12 protein-coding genes and 1 pseudogene are annotated in these 17,626 nt (G+C 69.3%); 6 read left to right on the forward strand and 7 right to left on the reverse strand.

Features of this window, described 5'->3' with window-relative positions:
- Positions 1-386 precede the first annotated feature (386 nt).
- Entirely contained in the window at positions 387-1,313 is a 927-nt protein-coding gene (locus KHF85_RS19060) for an IS110 family RNA-guided transposase (RefSeq protein ID WP_284566813.1), read from the forward strand.
- A 228-nt stretch (positions 1,314-1,541) separates the two neighbouring features.
- Here the strand turns inward: KHF85_RS19060 and KHF85_RS19065 are convergent, their stop codons facing one another.
- The 4 genes from KHF85_RS19065 to KHF85_RS19080 all read right to left on the reverse strand — a co-directional run bounded on the left by KHF85_RS19065 (position 1,542) and on the right by KHF85_RS19080 (position 5,232).
- On the reverse strand, positions 1,542-2,144 hold the full coding sequence (locus tag KHF85_RS19065) for a response regulator transcription factor (protein WP_053834672.1): 603 nt from the start codon (positions 2,142-2,144) through the stop codon (positions 1,542-1,544).
- A gap of 52 nt (positions 2,145-2,196) precedes the next feature.
- Positions 2,197-3,390 carry a sensor histidine kinase gene (locus tag KHF85_RS19070; protein WP_284567869.1) on the reverse strand — a complete coding sequence of 398 codons (1,194 nt, stop codon included), beginning with the start codon at positions 3,388-3,390 and terminating at the stop codon, positions 2,197-2,199.
- Positions 3,391-3,526: 136 nt separating this feature from the next.
- Positions 3,527-4,333, reverse strand: a complete 807-nt coding sequence (locus KHF85_RS19075) for an ABC transporter permease (RefSeq protein ID WP_284567870.1) — start codon at positions 4,331-4,333, stop codon at positions 3,527-3,529.
- Complete coding sequence (locus KHF85_RS19080; RefSeq protein WP_284567871.1) at positions 4,330-5,232, reverse strand: ABC transporter ATP-binding protein; 903 nt, start codon at positions 5,230-5,232, stop codon at positions 4,330-4,332. The genes KHF85_RS19075 and KHF85_RS19080 overlap by 4 nt, the downstream gene beginning before the upstream one ends.
- Positions 5,233-5,483: 251 nt before the next feature.
- On the opposite strand from KHF85_RS19080, the gene KHF85_RS19085 reads away from it, so the two are divergent.
- The 5 genes from KHF85_RS19085 (at position 5,484) to KHF85_RS19105 (ending at position 12,405) form a co-directional block, all read left to right on the forward strand.
- Entirely contained in the window at positions 5,484-6,728 is a 1,245-nt protein-coding gene (locus KHF85_RS19085; protein WP_284567872.1) for an efflux RND transporter periplasmic adaptor subunit, read from the forward strand.
- Between the two features lie 872 nt (positions 6,729-7,600).
- Positions 7,601-8,293 carry an ABC transporter ATP-binding protein gene (locus KHF85_RS19090; RefSeq protein ID WP_284567873.1) on the forward strand — a complete coding sequence of 231 codons (693 nt, stop codon included), beginning with the start codon at positions 7,601-7,603 and terminating at the stop codon, positions 8,291-8,293.
- 61 nt (positions 8,294-8,354) lie between these two features.
- Positions 8,355-9,512 (forward strand): ABC transporter permease, encoded by a 1,158-nt coding sequence (locus KHF85_RS19095; protein ID WP_284567874.1) that lies wholly within the window; start codon positions 8,355-8,357, stop codon positions 9,510-9,512.
- Between the two features lie 46 nt (positions 9,513-9,558).
- Positions 9,559-10,872 carry an ABC transporter permease gene (locus KHF85_RS19100; protein ID WP_284567875.1) on the forward strand — a complete coding sequence of 438 codons (1,314 nt, stop codon included), beginning with the start codon at positions 9,559-9,561 and terminating at the stop codon, positions 10,870-10,872.
- Positions 10,873-11,247: 375 nt separating this feature from the next.
- Positions 11,248-12,405 (forward strand): alpha/beta hydrolase family protein, encoded by a 1,158-nt coding sequence (locus KHF85_RS19105; protein ID WP_284567876.1) that lies wholly within the window; start codon positions 11,248-11,250, stop codon positions 12,403-12,405.
- 138 nt (positions 12,406-12,543) lie between these two features.
- Here the strand turns inward: KHF85_RS19105 and KHF85_RS19110 are convergent, their stop codons facing one another.
- The 3 genes and pseudogenes from KHF85_RS19110 to KHF85_RS19120 form a co-directional block, all read right to left on the reverse strand.
- Positions 12,544-13,470, reverse strand: a complete 927-nt coding sequence (locus tag KHF85_RS19110) for an IS110 family RNA-guided transposase (protein WP_284566813.1) — start codon at positions 13,468-13,470, stop codon at positions 12,544-12,546.
- A 410-nt stretch (positions 13,471-13,880) separates the two neighbouring features.
- A pseudogene (gene zwf, locus KHF85_RS19115) lies at positions 13,881-15,726 on the reverse strand (glucose-6-phosphate dehydrogenase).
- Positions 15,723-17,513 carry a glycoside hydrolase family 15 protein gene (locus KHF85_RS19120; RefSeq protein WP_284567877.1) on the reverse strand — a complete coding sequence of 597 codons (1,791 nt, stop codon included), beginning with the start codon at positions 17,511-17,513 and terminating at the stop codon, positions 15,723-15,725. The pseudogene zwf and the gene KHF85_RS19120 overlap by 4 nt, the downstream one beginning before the upstream one ends.
- Positions 17,514-17,626 lie beyond the last annotated feature (113 nt).

Consider the following 17,626-nt stretch of genomic DNA (forward strand, 5'->3'; position numbering starts at 1 on the left):
CGAGGTTAGGTGGACTTGGGGCATCGGTCGCGATGGGCAGGGTCGGTAACGCCCGTCGCGACTGAAGTCGCTCCCACAAAAAGGCGGGCGGCATGCGGGTCGCGTGCAGCTGCAGGACGGGCTTCGGCCCCGGCGGATTGCCTGGCGAAGTTCGGTTCCTGTCGCGGCTGAAGCCGCTTGTGTCTGGAGATTGCTCTACAGTTTGAGTGGAGAGCGATGTGCGGCACGCCGACAGGCCGTAGTGTTCAAGCACGTGTAGGAGCCAGGGCGGCCGCACATCGACCTCGTTGCCTAGCCCGAACAGTTGAACGAGCGTTCGCTCGAACTTCACAAGCGTGGGCAGCGACGAGGTGGCTCTCTCCTGTCCCCCAGTCTACCTAACGCTTATGCCTCTTTGGATCGGTATCGATGTGGCCAAGGACACCTTGGCCGTCCACGTGCTTCCCCTGGACCAGTTGCTGTCCTTTCCCAATACCGCCCAGGGCCACCAGCGCCTGTGCGACCACCTTGCCGGGCACTGCGTCGGCAACGCGCTGCTGGAGGCCACCGGCGGCTACGAACGGGCGGTGATGACGGCACTGGCCACGGCAGGGATCCCGGTGACCCGGATCAATCCGCGCCGGGCACGCGCTTTCGCCACGGCCTTGGGCACAACCGCCAAGACCGATCCGCTGGATGCGGCCTTGCTGGCGCGCATGGCTCACCTGGTGCAAGCGCCCGCGCCGGCTCCCGATCCCTTGCGTGAGCAACTGCGCATGCTGGTCCAGCGCCGCGAGCAACTGGTCCAGCAACGTGACGACGAGCGCCGTCGCTTGCATCAGGCGACCCTGGCCATGGTGCGCGCGTGCCTGATCGAGCAGATCGGCGACGTGCGCCGCCGTATCCAGCGGATGAACCAGGCGATCAAGCAGGTGCGGTGCCAGCTCGACGATGCGCTGGCGCACGCCCTGGGCACGGTCCCGGGCATCGGCGAGGTCACCACCGCCAGCCTGATGGCCTATCTGCCCGAACTGGGGACGCTGGATCGTCGCCAGATCGCGGCCCTGGTCGGCCTGGCTCCCTACAACGTGGACAGCGGGCAGCACTGCGGCAAACGCCGCATCCGCGGCGGGCGTGCCACGATCCGACGAGTGCTGTACATGGCCTGTTGGAGCGTTGTGCGCACTCAAGCCTCCTTCAAGGAGCGTTATCAACAGTTACGGGCACGCGGCAAGCCCGCCAAGGTCGCCATCACCGCATGCATGCGCGTGCTGCTTATCCGACTCAACGCCATGGCACGAGATCGCACACCATGGCGTGAGGTTATCGGATGAGAAGACAGTTGCTCCTACAAGAGCGGGCGGCACGCGCAGACGCAGCACGCGGGCGGCGGCGCCGCCGCCGCCGCAGCGCGGGGGCCTGGGGCGAACCGCGCAGCGGCGCGCTGAGTCTCATCTGGTCGTTCTGATCCGCCCTCCCGTCCGGCGCGATACGCGGGATGGGCCTGGCTTCAACCGAATACCGGTGGCAAGCGTCCACCGGCATTCGCGTTTTCGGCAGCGCTACAGCCAGCCCTTCTGCCGCGCCAGCCGCGCCGCCTCGATGCGGTTGCCGACGCCGAGCTTGCCGATCGCTTCGGACAGATAATTGCGCACCGTGCCGTGCGACAGCCCGAGTTGCACAGCGATGTCGCCGGCCGAGGCGCCCTCGCCGGCCAGGCGCAGCACCTGGCGCTCGCGGTCGTTGAGCGGATCGGCTTCGGACCAGGCCTCCAGCGCCAGCTCCGGATCGATCGCGCGGCCGCCGCGGTGCACCTGGCGGATCGCATCGACCAGGCGCTCGGGTGGCGCGTCCTTCAACAGATAACCGCCGACGCCAGCGTCCAGCGCGCGGCGCAGGAAGCCGGGACGGGCGAAGGTGGTGACGATGACCACGCGGATCGGCAATTGCTGGCGCTGCAGCCGCTGCGCCAGTTCCAGGCCGCTGAGGCCGGGCATCTCGATGTCGGTGACCAGCAGGTCCGGCGTGTGCGCCTGCAGCGCGCGCCACGCGGCCTCGCCGTCGGCGGCGCTGGCGACCACGGCGATATCCGCTTCCAGGCCCAGCAGCGCGCTCAGCGCGCCGCGCACCATCGCCTGGTCTTCCGCCAGCACTAGTCGAATCACGGCTCCCCCCGGTCCTTTTCGGCGCATTGTAGGGCCGTGGCCGCAGCGGCGCTCAGCGCAGTGCGGCATCCTGGCAGCCACGCGGTTCCGGCGCGGTCTCGGGCGCCGGCACTGGCTGCGGCACACGCGGCAACGGCGCCGGCGCCAGCAGGCGCGTGCCCTGGCCGCGTTCGGACTCGATCCGCAACGCACCGCCCACCGCCTCCAGCCGTTCGCGCATGCTGGCCAGTCCGGTGCCGGGCTGCATCGCGCTGCCGCGGCCATCGTCGCCGATCTCCAGCCAGGCCTGGCCGTGCTCGCACCACAGCCGCAGCTGCGCATGGCTGGCTTCGGCATGGCGCTGGATATTGGTGGCGGCCTCGCGCAGCACCATGGCGAACACGGTCTCCAGCTGCGCGCACTGCGGCAACGCGTCGACCTGGTAGCGGAAGGTGACCCCGGAGGACTCCAGCAGCAGCTTGGCCGAGGCCATCTCCGCGGCCAGCTGCGCGGCGCGGATGCCGCTGACCGCGCGTCGCACCTGTCCCAGCGCCTCGCGCACGACCTGGCTGACGTCCTCCATCTCTTGCCGCGCCGCGGCCGGATCGCGCGCGAGCAGGCGCGCCGCCAGGTCCGACTTCAGGGCCACCAGCGACAGGGTGTGGCCGAGCAGGTCGTGCAGGTCGCGGCCGATACGCTCGCGCTCGGCGACCCCGGCCAGCCGCCGCACTTCTTCGTGGCTCAGGCGCAGCTGCGCATCGGCGCGCGCGCGGCGTTCGAAGCTGATGTTCATCAGCCCCACCGCCAGGCCCACCAGCACCGCGCTGATCAGGTACAGCGGCGACCAGCCGCGCCCCCACCAGGCCAGCGCGAAGGCGCCGAGCAACAGCAGCATTCCCGCCACCGCGCGCAGCGGCGGGAAGCAGAACGCCAGGAACGCGCAGGCATAGATGATGTAGCACTGCGCGCCGGGGTTGTACGGCAGCAGCGCGAACGCCAGCGCGGCCATGCCGGCCACGCACCAGCGCAGATAGCGGCGGTGGCGGTAGTAGGCGCAGGCGTACAGCGCCAGGAACACCGCATAGCTGGCCATCGTCGGCCAAAACCACTGGCTGAAGTAGCGCGGCTCGTACAACGGGGTCACGAACAGCCAGATCGACCAGATCAGCGACAGCCACACGAACCAGTGCGCGCTGCGCGGGGCCGAGGTCGAGCCCAGGCGGCGGGCGATCAGCGAGTCGGGCGAGGCATGCAGCAAGGCGATCACGGCAGACTCCAGGCGCGGTGGCACAGCCGCGTTGCATAGCATAGCGAGCACGCGCCGCTGCCGCGCAGCGATACCGGCAGCCTGGATGGAATGGGCGATGCCGGCGTCGCCGCGCCGGCGCGGCACAGGCCGCCCATCAGCCGCGGCGCAGGCGCCGATGCGCCAGTGCAAAGAACACGACGCTCACCGCCAGCAGCGCGGCGACATGGCCGGCGCTGCTGCTGCCGTTGCCCTGGCCCACCACGCGCAACGCGAGTTGGCCCAGGTGATAGGACGGCCACAGCGGCGCCAGTGTGGTCAGCAGCGACGGCAGCATCTGCAGCGGGATCCACAGGCCCGACAGGAACGCCATCGACAGGTAGATCAAATTGACCAGCGCCGGCGCGCCGCTTCCACCGACGCGCGCGCCGACGTACAAGCCGATCGCACAGAACGGCAGCGTACCCAGCACATCGACCAGCAGCAGCAAGCCGCGCTGCGGCAGCGCCAGATGCACCCCGCCCAACACGCTGCCGAGCAGTTGCAGCAGCACGCCGATCGCCAGGGCGAACAGCATCGCCAGCACGGTGCGCGCCAGCAGCATCGCCCCCGGCGGCACCGGCAACGCGCGCTTGAGCGTGAGCAGGCCACGCTCGCGGTCCAGCGCCAGGCCCACGCCGAAGCCGAACAGTGCCGGCGCCATCACCCCGAACACGCCGTAGCTGGCCATCAGGTACACCGCGGCGGCCGGGTTGCCGCGGTTGAGCACCACGCCGAACAGCAGGTAGAACATCGGCGGGAACAGCAGGGTCGGCAGCGCGAAGGACGGGGTGCGCAGCCAGCGCAGCAGTTCGTAGCGGATTTCGCGCAGGAGCAGCGCGGCATGGTCGCGCAGGAGCAGCGCGGCGTGGTCGTGCGCGAGCGTGGCGGCGGGATCGAGGCGACGCGGGTCCAGGGTGTTCATGCGGCCTCCGCACGGGTGATGGCGAGGAATGCGTCGGCGAGACCGGCGCGCCTGACTTCCAGTTCGTCCAGCCGCGGATCGGCGGCGAGCAATTGCGCCACCACCGGCTCGGCCGGTTCGGCGACGATCTCCAGCACGCCGTCGCGCCTGTCCGCGCGCCGCACCTGCGGCCAGCTCGCCACCTGCGCCGCAGCCAGCACGCTGCGGCAGCGGATCGTGCGCTGCTCGAAGCGCGCGCGCAGCTGCGCCACGCTGCCCTCGGCGATCAGCGTGCCGCGTTGCAGCACCGCGACCCGGTCGGCCAGCGCCTCGGCTTCCTCCAGATAATGCGTGGTCAGCAGCACCGCGCAGCCGTCCGCGACCAGTTCCTGGATCGCGCGCCACACGCCCTGCCGCGCCTCGATGTCCAGACCGGTGCTGGGTTCGTCAAGGAACAGCACTTGCGGCCGCCCGCAGATCGCCATCGCGAACTGCACACGCCGCTGCTGGCCGCCGGACAAGCCGCCGTAGCGGCGCGCCAGCAGGCCATCGAGTCCGGCCAGCGCCACGCAATCGGCGACGCTGCGCGGCCGCCGGTAGTAGCCGCGCACCTGATCGAGCAATTCGCCCACGCGCAGCGTGTCCGGCAGGCCGGCGGACTGCAGCATCACCCCGGCCTGGCGCCGCGCGCCGAGCGCACGCGGGTCCTGTCCGCACAGCTGCGCGCTGCCGGCGTCGGCCACCTGCAGCCCCAGCATGAGCGCCACCGCCGTGCTCTTGCCGGCGCCATTGGCACCGAGCAGCGCCAGCAACTGGCCGCGCTGCAGTTGCAGGTCCACGCCATCCAGCGCGACCACCGCGCCGTAACGCTTGTGCACGCCGCGCAGCTGCGCCAGCGGAAGAGTGTCGGGAGCGGGCATCGGCATGGACCGGTTGTGGCGGGAGGTGCCATGCTGCGCCGCGCCGTCGGCGCATCCCAGTGCGGCCCGTCAGCCGCAGCCAGTGACAGCTGTCACTGGCGATGGCCGCGCGATTGCCGCATGCTGCGCTCCACGCCATGGGGAATGGCGCCGCAGCTGCCGCAGCACAACGCAGAATAGTGACTTCCGACAACTGAGAAGCGCGCGCCTCGCCGATCCACACTGCGCTTACCGATTCATCCAGGGACAAGATGAGTACCTCCGCCGAACTGCTCAAAGAACTCCGTATCGACCGCAAGGCGCCGCCGAGCGAACCGCCGTCGCGGCGCGGGCTGTGGATCGCCGTGGTGCTGGTGCTGCTGCTCGCGCTGGGCGGCGGCGGCTGGGTCCTGTTCGGCCGCGGCAAGGCCATCGAAGTGACCACCGCGCCGGTGGCGGCGATCGCCGCCGGCAGCAGCAGCGCCTCGGTGCTGGACGCCAGCGGCTACGTGGTGGCACGGCGCATGGCCACGGTATCGGCGAAGATCACCGGCAAGGTGCGCGAAGTGCTGATCGAGGAAGGCATGCGCGTGGAGCAGAACCAGGTGATGGCGACGCTGGACCCGATCGACGCCGGCGCGCAGCGGCAGCTGTCGGCCTCGCAGCTGGACGCGGCACGCAGCCAGGTGACCAACATGCAGGCGCAGCTGCGCCAGGCCGAGGCCGATGCGCAGCGGCTGCAGACGCTGGTCGCGCAGCAGCTGGTGTCGCGCTCGCAGTACGACCAGGCGCTATCGCAGCGCGACGCCTTGCGCGCGCAGCTGCAGAGCGCGCAGCGCAACGTGGTGGTGGCCGGCGACCAGCTGTCGATCTCCGACCTCAACGTGGACAACACCATCGTGCGCGCGCCGTTCGCTGGCGTGGTCACCGCCAAGGCGGCGCAGCCGGGCGAGATCGTGTCGCCGCTGTCGGCCGGCGGCGGTTTCACCCGCACCGGCATCGGCACGGTGGTGGACATGGACTCGCTGGAGATCGAGGTCGAGGTGGGCGAGGCCTTCATCGGACGCGTCAAGCCGGGCATGCCGGTGGAAGCCGTGCTCAACGCCTACCCGGAGTGGAAGATCCCGGCCGAAGTGATCGCGATCATCCCCTCGGCCGACCGCGGCAAGGCCACGGTGAAGGTACGCGTGGCGCTGAAGCAGAAGGACCCGCGGATCGTGCCGGAAATGGGCGTTCGCGTGAGCTTCCTGGAAGCGCCGCAGGCGCAGGCGCAAGACAAGCCGCAGGGCGTGCGCGCGCCGGGCGCGGCGATCGTCAAGCGCGGTGGGCAGGACGTGGCGTTCGCCTTGAAGGAAGACAACACCGTCGAGCAGCGCACGCTGAAGACCGGCATCGCCCTGGGCGACGACCGCCAGGTGCTATCGGGCCTGGCGGCGGGCGACACGGTGGTGCTGGACCCGCCGGAGACGTTGCGCGACGGGGTCAAGGTGAAACTGGCGGAAGCGACCGAGCAGTAACGGCGGCCGCATGTGAGTTACCGCGCGTTGGCGCGAACCACTGCATGCCGTCCGTGTCGTCACCGCCTTGCTCCATTGCCCTAAAGACGCGGGAGTTCACGTTGTTTCCGTCCAGTTCTTGCTGTAGCGAGTGCCGCTCCAACAGTCGTTTCACCGCATCGCTTGGTTTTGTTCGTGCTGGATCAAGCCTGCCATTGGCTGCACACGCTCCAACCGCCACACAGCTCTTGATATTGCTGTAGCTGTTGCTCTGCTGTTGTTACTGCTTTGCTGTTGCTCCGCTGTTGCTTTTTTGCTTGAGCGTTTGCTTTTGTAGGAGCGGCTTCAGCCGCGACTGGTTCTGTCAGGAAAGTGTCGCGGCTGAAGCCGCTCCTACAAGGGCTCCACCACTGAACAGCAAGAGCTTTCGCCTACGGCGAGTTACTTTTCTTTGCTTGTGCAAAGAAAAGTAACCAAAAGAAACACACCCTACTCCGCGCCCTCCGCGCTACGCGCTCCGGGTCCGTGAATAGGACGGGATTCGCGGAAGGGGCTTGTCCGCTACGCGGCCAAGTCCGGGGCAGTCGCCTCGCGGCGCCAGCCCGCCCGCCGGGGCGAAGCAGTGCTTCGCCTTTTTCCGGCGAGCCCTGCACCTGCCGCGAACGGCGCACATCCCTGTGCGCCGCCCCTTCGGGGTTTTTCCCGCCCTATTCGCCGCTGCGTAAGGGACCCGGCAGAGCAAAAACTAAAGAGCAGAAGCACAGCAACAGCAACAGCAACAGCAACAGCACTGCAACAGCAACAGCACTGCAACTGCAAGCGACACAAGCATTCGCGAACCGCCTCACCGCAATCGGCACATCCACGACCCGTCCACTGCCAGGAACACCACCATGTCCACCCTCGTCAAACTGCGCAACGTCACCAAAACCTACCAGCGCGGACCCGAGAACGTACAAGTCCTGCACGGCATCGACCTGGACATCGCACGCGGCGACTTCGTCGCCCTGATGGGGCCCTCCGGCTCCGGCAAGACCACCCTGCTCAACCTGATCGGCGGCCTGGATACCCCCAGCGGCGGCGAGATCGAGATCGAAGGCGAACGCATCGACCGCATGAGCGGCGGGCAACTGTCCACCTGGCGCAGCCAGCACGTCGGCTTCGTGTTCCAGTTCTACAACCTCATGCCCATGCTCACCGCACAGAAGAACGTGGAACTGCCGCTGCTGCTGACCAACCTCAACGCCGCCCAGCGCAAGCGCAACGCCGAGATCGCGCTGACCCTGGTCAACCTGGCCGACCGCCGCAGCCACCGTCCCAACGAACTGTCCGGCGGCCAGCAGCAGCGCGTGGCGATCGCCCGCGCCATCGTCTCCGACCCCACCTTCCTGATCTGCGACGAACCCACCGGCGACCTGGACCGCGCCGCCGCCGAGGAGATATTGCAGTTGCTGCAGCAACTCAACCGCGAACACGGCAAGACCATCATCATGGTCACCCACGACCCCAAGGCCGCCGAGTACGCCAGCCACACCGTGCACCTGGACAAGGGCGAGCTGGCCGACGCGCCGCTCGTGGCGCATTGAACCGGCCGCTGCCGCCGCGCGACATCCGCGCCCCGGCATCCCGTCCCCTGGAGGATCGAACATGAAATATTTTTCGTTGATCTGGGCGCAGCTGTTCCGCAGCAAGACCCGCAGCCTGCTGACCCTACTGTCGGTGGTCGCCGCGTTCCTGCTGTTCGGCATGCTCGACTCGGTGCGCGTGGTGTTCAACTCCGGCGGCAGCGTCGAGGGTGCCAATCGCCTCATCGTGGCCTCGCGGCTGTCGATCGCCCAGTCGCTGCCGGTCAGTCTGCAGTCGCAGATCGAATCGGTGCCGGGCGTGAAGAAGGTCACCTATGCCATGTGGTTCGGCGGCATCTACCGCGACCGGAAGAACTTCTTCCCCAACTTCTCGGTGGCGCCGAATTTCTTCGACGTGTACAGCGAATACGACGTGCCGCCGGCGCAGCTCAAGGCGTTCCGCGAAACCCGCACCGCCGCGGCCGTGGGCGCAGCGTTGGCCAAGAAGCATGGCTGGAAGATCGGCGACACCATTCCGTTGCAGGCCACCATCTTCCCGCGCGGCGGCAGCAACGACTGGCCGCTGACCCTGACCACCATCTTCAAGGTCAAGGACGCCAGGAACGCGCAGGCCGAGAACCAGTTGATGATGAACTGGAAGTACTTCGACGAGTCCAACGACTACATCAAGAACCAGGTCAGCTGGTACACCGTGCAGCTGGGCAGCGCCGAGCAGGCCTCGCGGGTGGCGCAGGCGATCGATGCGCTGTCGCTCAACTCCGACCATGAGACCAAGAGCCAGACCGAGTCCACGTTCTCGCAGGCCTTCGCCAAACAGTTCGCCGACGTCGGCCTGATCGTCACCGCGATCATGGCCGCGGTGTTCTTCACCCTGCTGCTGCTCACCGGCAACACCATGGCCCAGGCAGTGCGCGAGCGCATCCCGGAACTGGCGGTGCTGAAGACGATCGGCTTCCGCGACAGCACCGTGCTGACCCTGGTGATGGTGGAGTCGGTGCTGCTGATCGTGCTCGGCGGCTTGATCGGCATGGGCCTGGCGGCGCTGATCATCCCCGGCGTGGCCGCGGCCAGCGGCAACATGATACCGATGCGCGGCGTGCCGGCGCAGACCTGGGGGGTGGCGCTGGCGCTGATGGTCGCCATCGGCATCGTGGTCGGGCTGCTGCCGGCATTGCGCGCGCAGCGCCTGAAGATCGTGGACGCGCTGGCCGGGCGCTGAGCCTGCCGCCGCATCGCTCCCTATCGCATTTTCGGAAGACGTCCTGATGAAACTCAAACTCTGGTTGGGAAATCTGCTCTCGCTGCTGCTGCTCGGCATCGGGCTGGCGCTGTGGATCGCCTTGCCCTGGTACGGCGTGCTGGCGCTGGTCGCGGGCGTGGCGCTGTGGCTGCTGCTGACCCGCGGCGGCCGCCTGGCGCTGGCCGCCACCCGCATCGGCGTGGCCAGCCTGCCGCAGCGCTGGGGCGCCTCGTCGGTGATCGTGGTCGGCATCGCCGGCGTGGTCGGCGTGCTGGTGGCGATGTTGGCGATGGGCGAAGGCTTCCAGGCCACGCTCAACAGCACCGGCGACGACAGCACCGCGATCGTGCTGCGTGGCGGTTCCGGCGCCGAGATCAACTCGGTGATCACCCGCGACCAGGTGCCGCTGATCGCCAGCCTGGCCGGCGTGGCCAAGGGCGCCGACGGCAAGCCGCTGGTCTCGGCGGAGCTGTCGCAGGTGATCAACCTGCAGAACAAGGCCGACGGCACCGACACCAACGTGCAGTTCCGCGGCATCGGCGACGCCGGCTGGGCGGTGCACGACAAGCTCAGGATCGTCGAAGGGCGCCGCTTCGGTGCCGGCCTGCGCGAGGTGGTGGTCGGCCAGGACGCCAAGGCGCAGTTCCGCGGGCTGGACGTAGGCAAGACCCTGAGCCTGGGCCGCGAGCGGTGGACCGTGGTCGGCGTGTTCGCCTCCGGCGACGCGCACGACTCGGAGCTGTGGGCCGATGGGCAGACCCTGGCCTCCACCTACAACCGCAGCGCCTACCAGTCGATCAGCGTGCGCACCGCCGGCAAGGACGGCTATGCCCAGTTCAAGGCGGCGATGGCCGCCGACCCGCGGCTCAAGCTCGACGTGCAGACCACCCGTGCCTACTACGCCAAGCAGGGCGGCAACCTCAGCAAGCTGATCAGCATCCTCGGCACCGTGATCGGCGCGATCATGGCGGTCGGCGCGGTGTTCGGCGCGCTCAACACCATGTACGCGGCGGTGGCCACCCGCGCCCGCGAGATCGCCACGATGCGCGCGCTCGGCTTCCGCGGCACGCCGGTGGTGACCGCGGTGATGCTGGAGACGATGCTGCTGGCGCTGCTCGGCGGACTGCTCGGCGGTCTGATCGCCTGGACCGTGTTCAACGGCTACAGCGTGTCCACGCTGGGCAGCAACTTCAGCCAGGTGGTGTTCCAGTTCAAGGTCTCGCCGGCGCTGCTGTGGAGCGGGCTGAAGTGGGCGCTGGGCATCGGCCTGGTCGGCGGGCTGTTCCCGGCGCTGCGCGCGGCGCGGCTGCCGATCACCACCGCCCTGCGCGCGCTATAGCGGCTGGGCTCGGTGCCCGGGCAGGCGCCATCCCTGCCCGGCCGGCTCGGCGACCGCGAGGTCGGGCAGAGCCGCTGGCTTGCGCAAGTACCGCCCTGCCGGTCCCACCCGGCGGAGCGCAAGCCGCGAGCGCTGCGCTTACCTGAACGCCAGGCTGCGCCACGCAGCACCAATCGAGCGCCAGATCGGCCCGGCGCGGCGCACACGGGCGCCGCGCATGCACCGCAGCGCAAGGCGCCGCAAGGAAAACCGGGCCGGCGACCGCGCCTCCGCGCGGCGCACCCGCACCGCGTCATCGTTTTGTCATCCAATTGCGGTAGAGCCGCGCCGACGAAGGCGCTAGCCTGCGCGGCCGTTCACCCACCGCCTATCGCCATGCCGTCGCGCCTCCGCCTGCTGCTCGTCCTCTGCACCAGCCTGTGCCTGGCCGTCGGCTGTCTGGTTGCGCGCTCTGCCACCTCGCTCAGCGACCGCCTGGTCGCGCCGGGCGGCGTGTCGCCGCTGATGGACGAGGAACGCATCCAGGGCCTGCTGGCGACGCTGCCCAACCGCAGCGGGCACGTGCTCACCCCAGCCGGCATCCCCATCTTCTGGCGTGCGATCGATCCAGGCGATTACCGCATGCGCTACCGCTACGAGCACGCCGGCCGCGACGCCAGCGGCCACGAGCGCGCCGATTTCGCGATGGACGTGGCCGCGCCGCAGCCCGGAAGCCACGCCGCCCCGCGCGGCACGGTGATCCTGCTGCACGGCTGGATGATGGACGGCGATTCGCTGCTGCCGTGGTCGCTGGACCTGGCCCAGGCCGGCTACCGCAGCATCAGCATCGACCTGCGCAACCACGGCCGCTCCGGCGGCGGCCCGGCCGGCTACGGCACCCGCGAGTCCGACGACGTGGTCGCGGTGATCCGCGCGCTGCGCGCGCGCGGCGAGGTGCAGGGTCCGCTGTACCTGTTCGGCGTGTCCTACGGCGCCGCCACCGCGCTGTTCACCGCGCAGAAGCTGGGTGGCGAGGTCGATGGCGTGGTCGCGATGGAATCCTTCGCCAACGCCGGCCGCGGCATCCGCGACATGATCCCGCACATGCTCGCCAGCCGTCCGCAGGGCATGGTGGCCAGCGCGGCGATGGACCTGGCGCGCTGGCGCTACGGCGGGCAGAACCTGGATGCGGTCATCGCCAACGCCAACCAGCGCCTGGCGCTGAACCTGGACCAGGTCGACGTGACCGCCGCCGCGCGCACCGCGCCGGCCTGCCTGCTGCTGCTGCACGGCAGCGCCGACCAGCACATCCCGGTCGCGCACGGCCGCCTGCTGGCGCTGGACGCGCCGCGCGCGCACTACCTGGAGATGCCCGGCGAGAACCACCTGAGCCTGCCGATGCGGCTGGACCTGCTGGCGCCGACCGTGGAGGACTGGTTCGCCGAACTGCCGGCACAGCGCCACGACGGCCACTGCCCGGCGCCGCTGGCGCCGCGCGTGGATGCCGAGCAGCAGCTGACCGGCACCCCGGCCGCAAGCGCCAGCCGCAGCTGAGCGCACCGCACAACGCCACCGTGTGGGAGCGGCTTCAGCCGCGAGCGGAACTTACCGAAGGTGTCCGTCGCGGCTGAAGCCGCTCCTACAACGGCCTGCAGATAGCCGGTTGGGTGCACTGTAGGAGCAACTGTCTTCTCATCCGATAACCTCACGCCATGGTGTGCGATCTCGTGCCATGGCGTTGAGTCGGATAAGCAGCACGCGCATGCATGCGGTGATGGCGACCTTGGCGGGCTTGCCGCGTGCCCGTAACTGTTGATAACGCTCCTTGAAGGAGGCTTGAGTGCGCACAACGCTCCAACAGGCCATGTACAGCACTCGTCGGATCGTGGCACGCCCGCCGCGGATGCGGCGTTTGCCACAGTGCTGCCCGCTGTCCACGTTGTAGGGAGCCAGGCCGACCAGGGCCGCGATCTGGCGACGATCCAGCGTCCCCAGTTCGGGCAGATAGGCCATCAGGCTGGCGGTGGTGACCTCGCCGATGCCCGGGACCGTGCCCAGGGCGTGCGCCAGCGCATCGTCGAGCTGGCACCGCACCTGCTTGATCGCCTGGTTCATCCGCTGGATACGGCGGCGCACGTCGCCGATCTGCTCGATCAGGCACGCGCGCACCATGGCCAGGGTCGCCTGATGCAAGCGACGGCGCTCGTCGTCACGTTGCTGGACCAGTTGCTCGCGGCGCTGGACCAGCATGCGCAGTTGCTCACGCAAGGGATCGGGAGCCGGCGCGGGCGCTTGCACCAGGTGAGCCATGCGCGCCAGCAAGGCCGCATCCAGCGGATCGGTCTTGGCGGTTGTGCCCAAGGCCGTGGCGAAAGCGCGTGCCCGGCGCGGATTGATCCGGGTCACCGGGATCCCTGCCGTGGCCAGTGCCGTCATCACCGCCCGTTCGTAGCCGCCGGTGGCCTCCAGCAGCGCGTTGCCGACGCAGTGCCCGGCAAGGTGGTCGCACAGGCGCTGGTGGCCCTGGGCGGTATTGGGAAAGGACAGCAACTGGTCCAGGGGAAGCACGTGGACGGCCAAGGTGTCCTTGGCCACATCGATACCGATCCAAAGAGGCATAAGCGTTAGGTAGACTGGGGGACAGGAGAGAGCCACCTCGTCGCTGCCCACGCTTGTGAAGTTCGAGCGAACGCTCGTTCAACTGTTCGGGCTAGGCAACGAGGTCGATGTGCGGCCGCCCTGGCTCCTACACGTGCTTGAACACTACGGCCTGTCGGCGTGCCGCACATCGCTCTCCACTCAAACTGTAGAGCAATCTCCAGACACAAGCGGCTTCAGCCGCGACACCTTCCGAAGCCGGAAAGGCCCGCCGCTGCGCTCGTCGCGACTGAAGTCGCTCCCACACGGGCGTCCGCAGCGCAGTCGAGCTACAGGGCCTTTTGTGAGAGGGACTTCAGTCCCGACTGCAGCCAGCACTGATGGCGACGGATGGCCTAAAAGGCCACCCGCGTCGCTCGGCGCATCGCCGGTCAGCGCTTCGCCCCGGCGCGCCTGGTCGCGGTCGCCGGCGCCTTCTTCGCCACCGGCTTGCTCGCTTTCGCGGGACTCGACGTGGCGGCCTTGCTGGGTGCGGCCGCCTTCCTGCCCGCTGTCTTCTTCGCCGATGCGACCGCTTTGCTCGGCGAAGCGGCCTGCCTGGACTTGCCGGCGGCGGCGGCCTTGGCCTTGGAAGCGGCAGGCTTGGCCTTGGACACGGCAGGCTTGGCCGCCGCCGAACGCTTCGCCGGCGCTGCGGCCTTGGCGTCGGCGCCGCCTTCCGCTGGGCGCCGCGGCGGCGGCCGGCGGCCGGCGGCCGGCGGTCAGGGTGCGCCAGCTATGGCCGCCGTTGAGCGCGAGCAGTGCGTCGGCGGCGGCCGGGCCGGCGCTGCCGGCCGGGTATTGCGCCACTTCGTCGGCCGAGGCCTGCCAGGCATCCAGAATCGGCTGCACGATGCGCCAGGCGGCTTCGACCATCGTCGCGTCCTGGAACAGGCCGGCCTCGCCATGCATGCAGTCCTGCAGCAGGCGCTCGTAGCCGACCGAGTATTCCTTCGGGAACCAGTCGCGGTAGCGGAAGTCCATGCGCACCGGCGCCAGGCTGACCCGCGCGCCCGGGCGCTTGACGTCGAACTGCAGCGAGATGCCTTCGTCGGGCTGGATATGCAGCACCAGCCAGTCGGGACCGTAGCCGCCGATCTCGGCGCTGCGCAGCGGCGCCAGCGGCGCCGGCTTGAAGCGGATCGCGATCTCGGTGGTGCGTTCGCGCAGGCGCTTGCCGGTGCGCAGGTAGAACGGCACGCCGGCCCAGCGCCAGGTATCGACCTGCAGCTTCATCGCCACATAGGTCTCGGTGTTGGAATCGGCCGGCACCGTGTCTTCCTCGCGGTAGCCGGGCACCGCATTGCGCCCGATCGCGCCGGCCGCGTACTGGCCGCGCACCACGTCGGACGCGGCCAGCGGCCGCACCGCCTCGATCACCTCGGCACGCCGGCGCAGCATCGAGGCCGGGGTGAACGCCGCCGGCGGCTCCATCGCGATCATCGCCAGCAGCTGGAACAGGTGGTTGGGCACCATGTCGCGCAGGCAGCCGGTGGGATCGTAGAACCCGCCGCGCCCTTCCACGCCGATGGTCTCGGCGGCGGTGATCTGCACGTGGTCGATGCGGTCGCGGTTCCACACCGGCTCGAACAGGCCGTTGGCGAAGCGGAAGGCGAGGATGTTCTGCACCGTTTCCTTGCCCAGGAAATGGTCGATGCGGAACACCTGGTCCTCGTCGAGCACCCGGCCGACGATGGCGTTGAGCTCCTTGGCGCTCTGCAGGTCGTGGCCGAACGGCTTCTCCACGATCACCCGGCGCCAGCCGCCGCCGGCGCCTTGCTTGACCAGCCCGGCCGCGCCCAGATGCTCGATCGCCGGGGCGAAGAAGCGCGCCGCGGTGGCCAGGTAGAACAGCACGTTGCCGCAGGTCTTGTACTGCGCGTCGTATTTTTCGATCACCTCGCCCAGCGCGCGATAGGTCGCCGCATCGGCGAAATCGCCGCGCAGGTAGTGCAGGCGGGTGCGCAGCCAGGTCCACACGTCCTCGTCCAGGCCGTCGGCCTTGAACTCGGCGTCGCGGTCGGCCATCAGCCCGTGCAGCGCGTTGCCGAGCATGCGCCGCCAGCTGTTCTCGCTGATGTCGCCGTGGTCCACGCCGATCACCGCGAATTGCTCGGGCAGCGCGTCGCTGCGGCGCAGGTTGTACAGCGCCGGCAGCACCAGGCGCCGGGTCAGGTCGCCGCGCGCGCCGAACACCACGATCAGGCAGGGCGGGGTCGCTTGTGTCGCATCGCTCATGAAGGGGTTTCCTGTTTGCCGAGTAAGCCATGCAGGCGCAACGCGGCGTGGATCAGCGCCACGTGCGAGTACCCCTGCGGAAAGTTGCCGAGCATGCGGCCGCTGCGCGGAGCGTATTCTTCGGCCAGCAGGCCGACGTCGTTGCACAGGTCGAGCAGGCGTTCGAACAGCGTGCGCGCCTGCGCCATGCGCCCGAGCAGCGCGTAGTTCTCCACCAGCCAGAAGCTGCAGGCGATGAAGATGCCCTCGCCGGCAGGCAGGCCGTCGCCGCTGTCGTCGTCGGCGCGGTAGCGCTCGATCAGGCCGTCGATGCTCAACCGCTGCGCGATCGCATCGGCGGTGGCCGCCACGCGCGGGTCGTCCGCCGGCAGGAAGCCGACCAGCGGGATCAGCAGCGTCGCCGCGTCCAGCCGCTCGCTGCCGTAGCTCTGCACGAAATAGCCGTCGCGGTGCACGCCCTGTTGCAGCACCTGCGCGTGCACTTCGTCGGCCAGCGCGCGCCAGTGCGCGCGTTGCGCGGCGTCGGCATCGGTGACCCCGTCGCGCGCGCCGCAGTCGAACGCCAGCCACGTCATTACCTTGGAATGCACGAAATGGCGGCGCTGGTCGCGGATCTCCCAGATACCTTCGTCCGGCTCGCGCCAGCGCTGCTCCAGCACTTCGAGCAGTTGCCGCGCCAGCGAGCGGCCATGCGCCGCGCTGGACATGCCTTCGTGGTGGCCGCGATGGAACGCGGCGATCACCTCGCCGTACACATCCAGCTGGAACTGGCCGACGGCGGCATTGCCCACGCGCACCGGCAGCGCGCCTTCGTAGCCGGGCAGCCAGTCCACGTCCCATTCGGACATGCGCCGCTCGCCGCCGATGCCGTACAGCGCCTGCAACTGGTCCGGCGAGCCGGCCACGGTGCGCTGCAGCCAGCCGTGGAACGCGGCCGCCTCGTCGGAATAGCCGGCGGCGTGCAGCGCGGTCAGAGTGAACACCGCATCGCGCAGCCAGCAGAAACGGTAATCCCAGTTGCGCTCGCCGCCGAGCCGTTCCGGCAGCGAGGTGGTGGGCGCGGCGACGATCGCGCCGGTGGGCAGGTAGCTCAGGCCCTTCAGCACCACCAGCGAGCGCCGTACCACCTCGGTCCAGGGGCCGGCCTGCACGCAGCGCTGCGACCAGCCATGCCAGAACGCCTCGGTCTGGGCCAGCGCCTGTTCCGGCGCCAGCGATGGCGGCAGCTCCAGGTGCGAGGCGCCATGGCTGAGCACGAACCAGGTGTTCTCGCCCGCCTCCAGGGTGAAGTCCGCTTCGGTGGCGAAGCCGTGGCCATGCATCGGCTGCGGGCTGCGCAGCGCGATCTGGTCCGGCCCGGCGATCGCCTGCAGGCCGCCGTCGATCTGCGATACCCAGGGAATGGTGCGGCCGTAGTTGAAGCGCAATTGCAGCTGCATGCGCAGCGGCACGCGCCCGCGCAGCCCGCGCACGATGCGCACCACATGGTTGTGCACGTCATCGTCGCGGCTGGCGACCATGAAGTCCAGCAGCGCCACGACGCCGTGCTCGGTCTCGAACTCGGTCTCCAGCACCAGGCTGCCGTCGCGGTAATGGCGGGTACTGGTGAACGCGCCGACCGGGGCGATCGACCAGCGGCCGTGTTCCGGAGTGCCCAGCAGCGCGGCGAACAGCGCGTCGGAATCGAAGCGCGGCAGGCACAGCCAGTCGATCGAACCGTGCCGGTCCACCAGGGCCGCGCTGCGGCAGTTGCCGAGCATGGCGTAATCCTCGATGCGTGCTGCCATCACGTCTGCCGTCCGATCAAACCGCGAGTCTGCCAGCGCCGGTGTTTGCTTCCCGTAAGTGCCTCCGGCCGGCGCCGGTACGCGCAAACGCGTCGGCGCCGGCTACACTGCGC

Source organism: Xanthomonas graminis pv. graminis (assembly GCF_030168915.1).
GTDB classification, from domain to species: Bacteria; Pseudomonadota; Gammaproteobacteria; order Xanthomonadales; family Xanthomonadaceae; genus Xanthomonas_A; species Xanthomonas_A translucens.

Bases quoted from the DNA above. Each gene is read 5' to 3' on its own strand.
- KHF85_RS19060 (WP_284566813.1), top strand. From the start codon at position 387: ATGCCTCTTTGGATCGGTATCGATGTGGCCAAGGACACCTTGGCCGTC.
- KHF85_RS19075 (WP_284567870.1), bottom strand. From the start codon at position 4,333: ATGAACACCCTGGACCCGCGTCGCCTCGATCCCGCCGCCACGCTCGCG.
- KHF85_RS19080 (WP_284567871.1), bottom strand. From the start codon at position 5,232: ATGCCCGCTCCCGACACTCTTCCGCTGGCGCAGCTGCGCGGCGTGCAC.
- KHF85_RS19085 (WP_284567872.1), top strand. From the start codon at position 5,484: ATGAGTACCTCCGCCGAACTGCTCAAAGAACTCCGTATCGACCGCAAG.
- KHF85_RS19090 (WP_284567873.1), top strand. From the start codon at position 7,601: ATGTCCACCCTCGTCAAACTGCGCAACGTCACCAAAACCTACCAGCGC.
- KHF85_RS19095 (WP_284567874.1), top strand. From the start codon at position 8,355: ATGAAATATTTTTCGTTGATCTGGGCGCAGCTGTTCCGCAGCAAGACC.
- KHF85_RS19100 (WP_284567875.1), top strand. From the start codon at position 9,559: ATGAAACTCAAACTCTGGTTGGGAAATCTGCTCTCGCTGCTGCTGCTC.
- KHF85_RS19105 (WP_284567876.1), top strand. From the start codon at position 11,248: ATGCCGTCGCGCCTCCGCCTGCTGCTCGTCCTCTGCACCAGCCTGTGC.
- KHF85_RS19110 (WP_284566813.1), bottom strand. From the start codon at position 13,470: ATGCCTCTTTGGATCGGTATCGATGTGGCCAAGGACACCTTGGCCGTC.
- KHF85_RS19120 (WP_284567877.1), bottom strand. From the start codon at position 17,513: ATGGCAGCACGCATCGAGGATTACGCCATGCTCGGCAACTGCCGCAGC.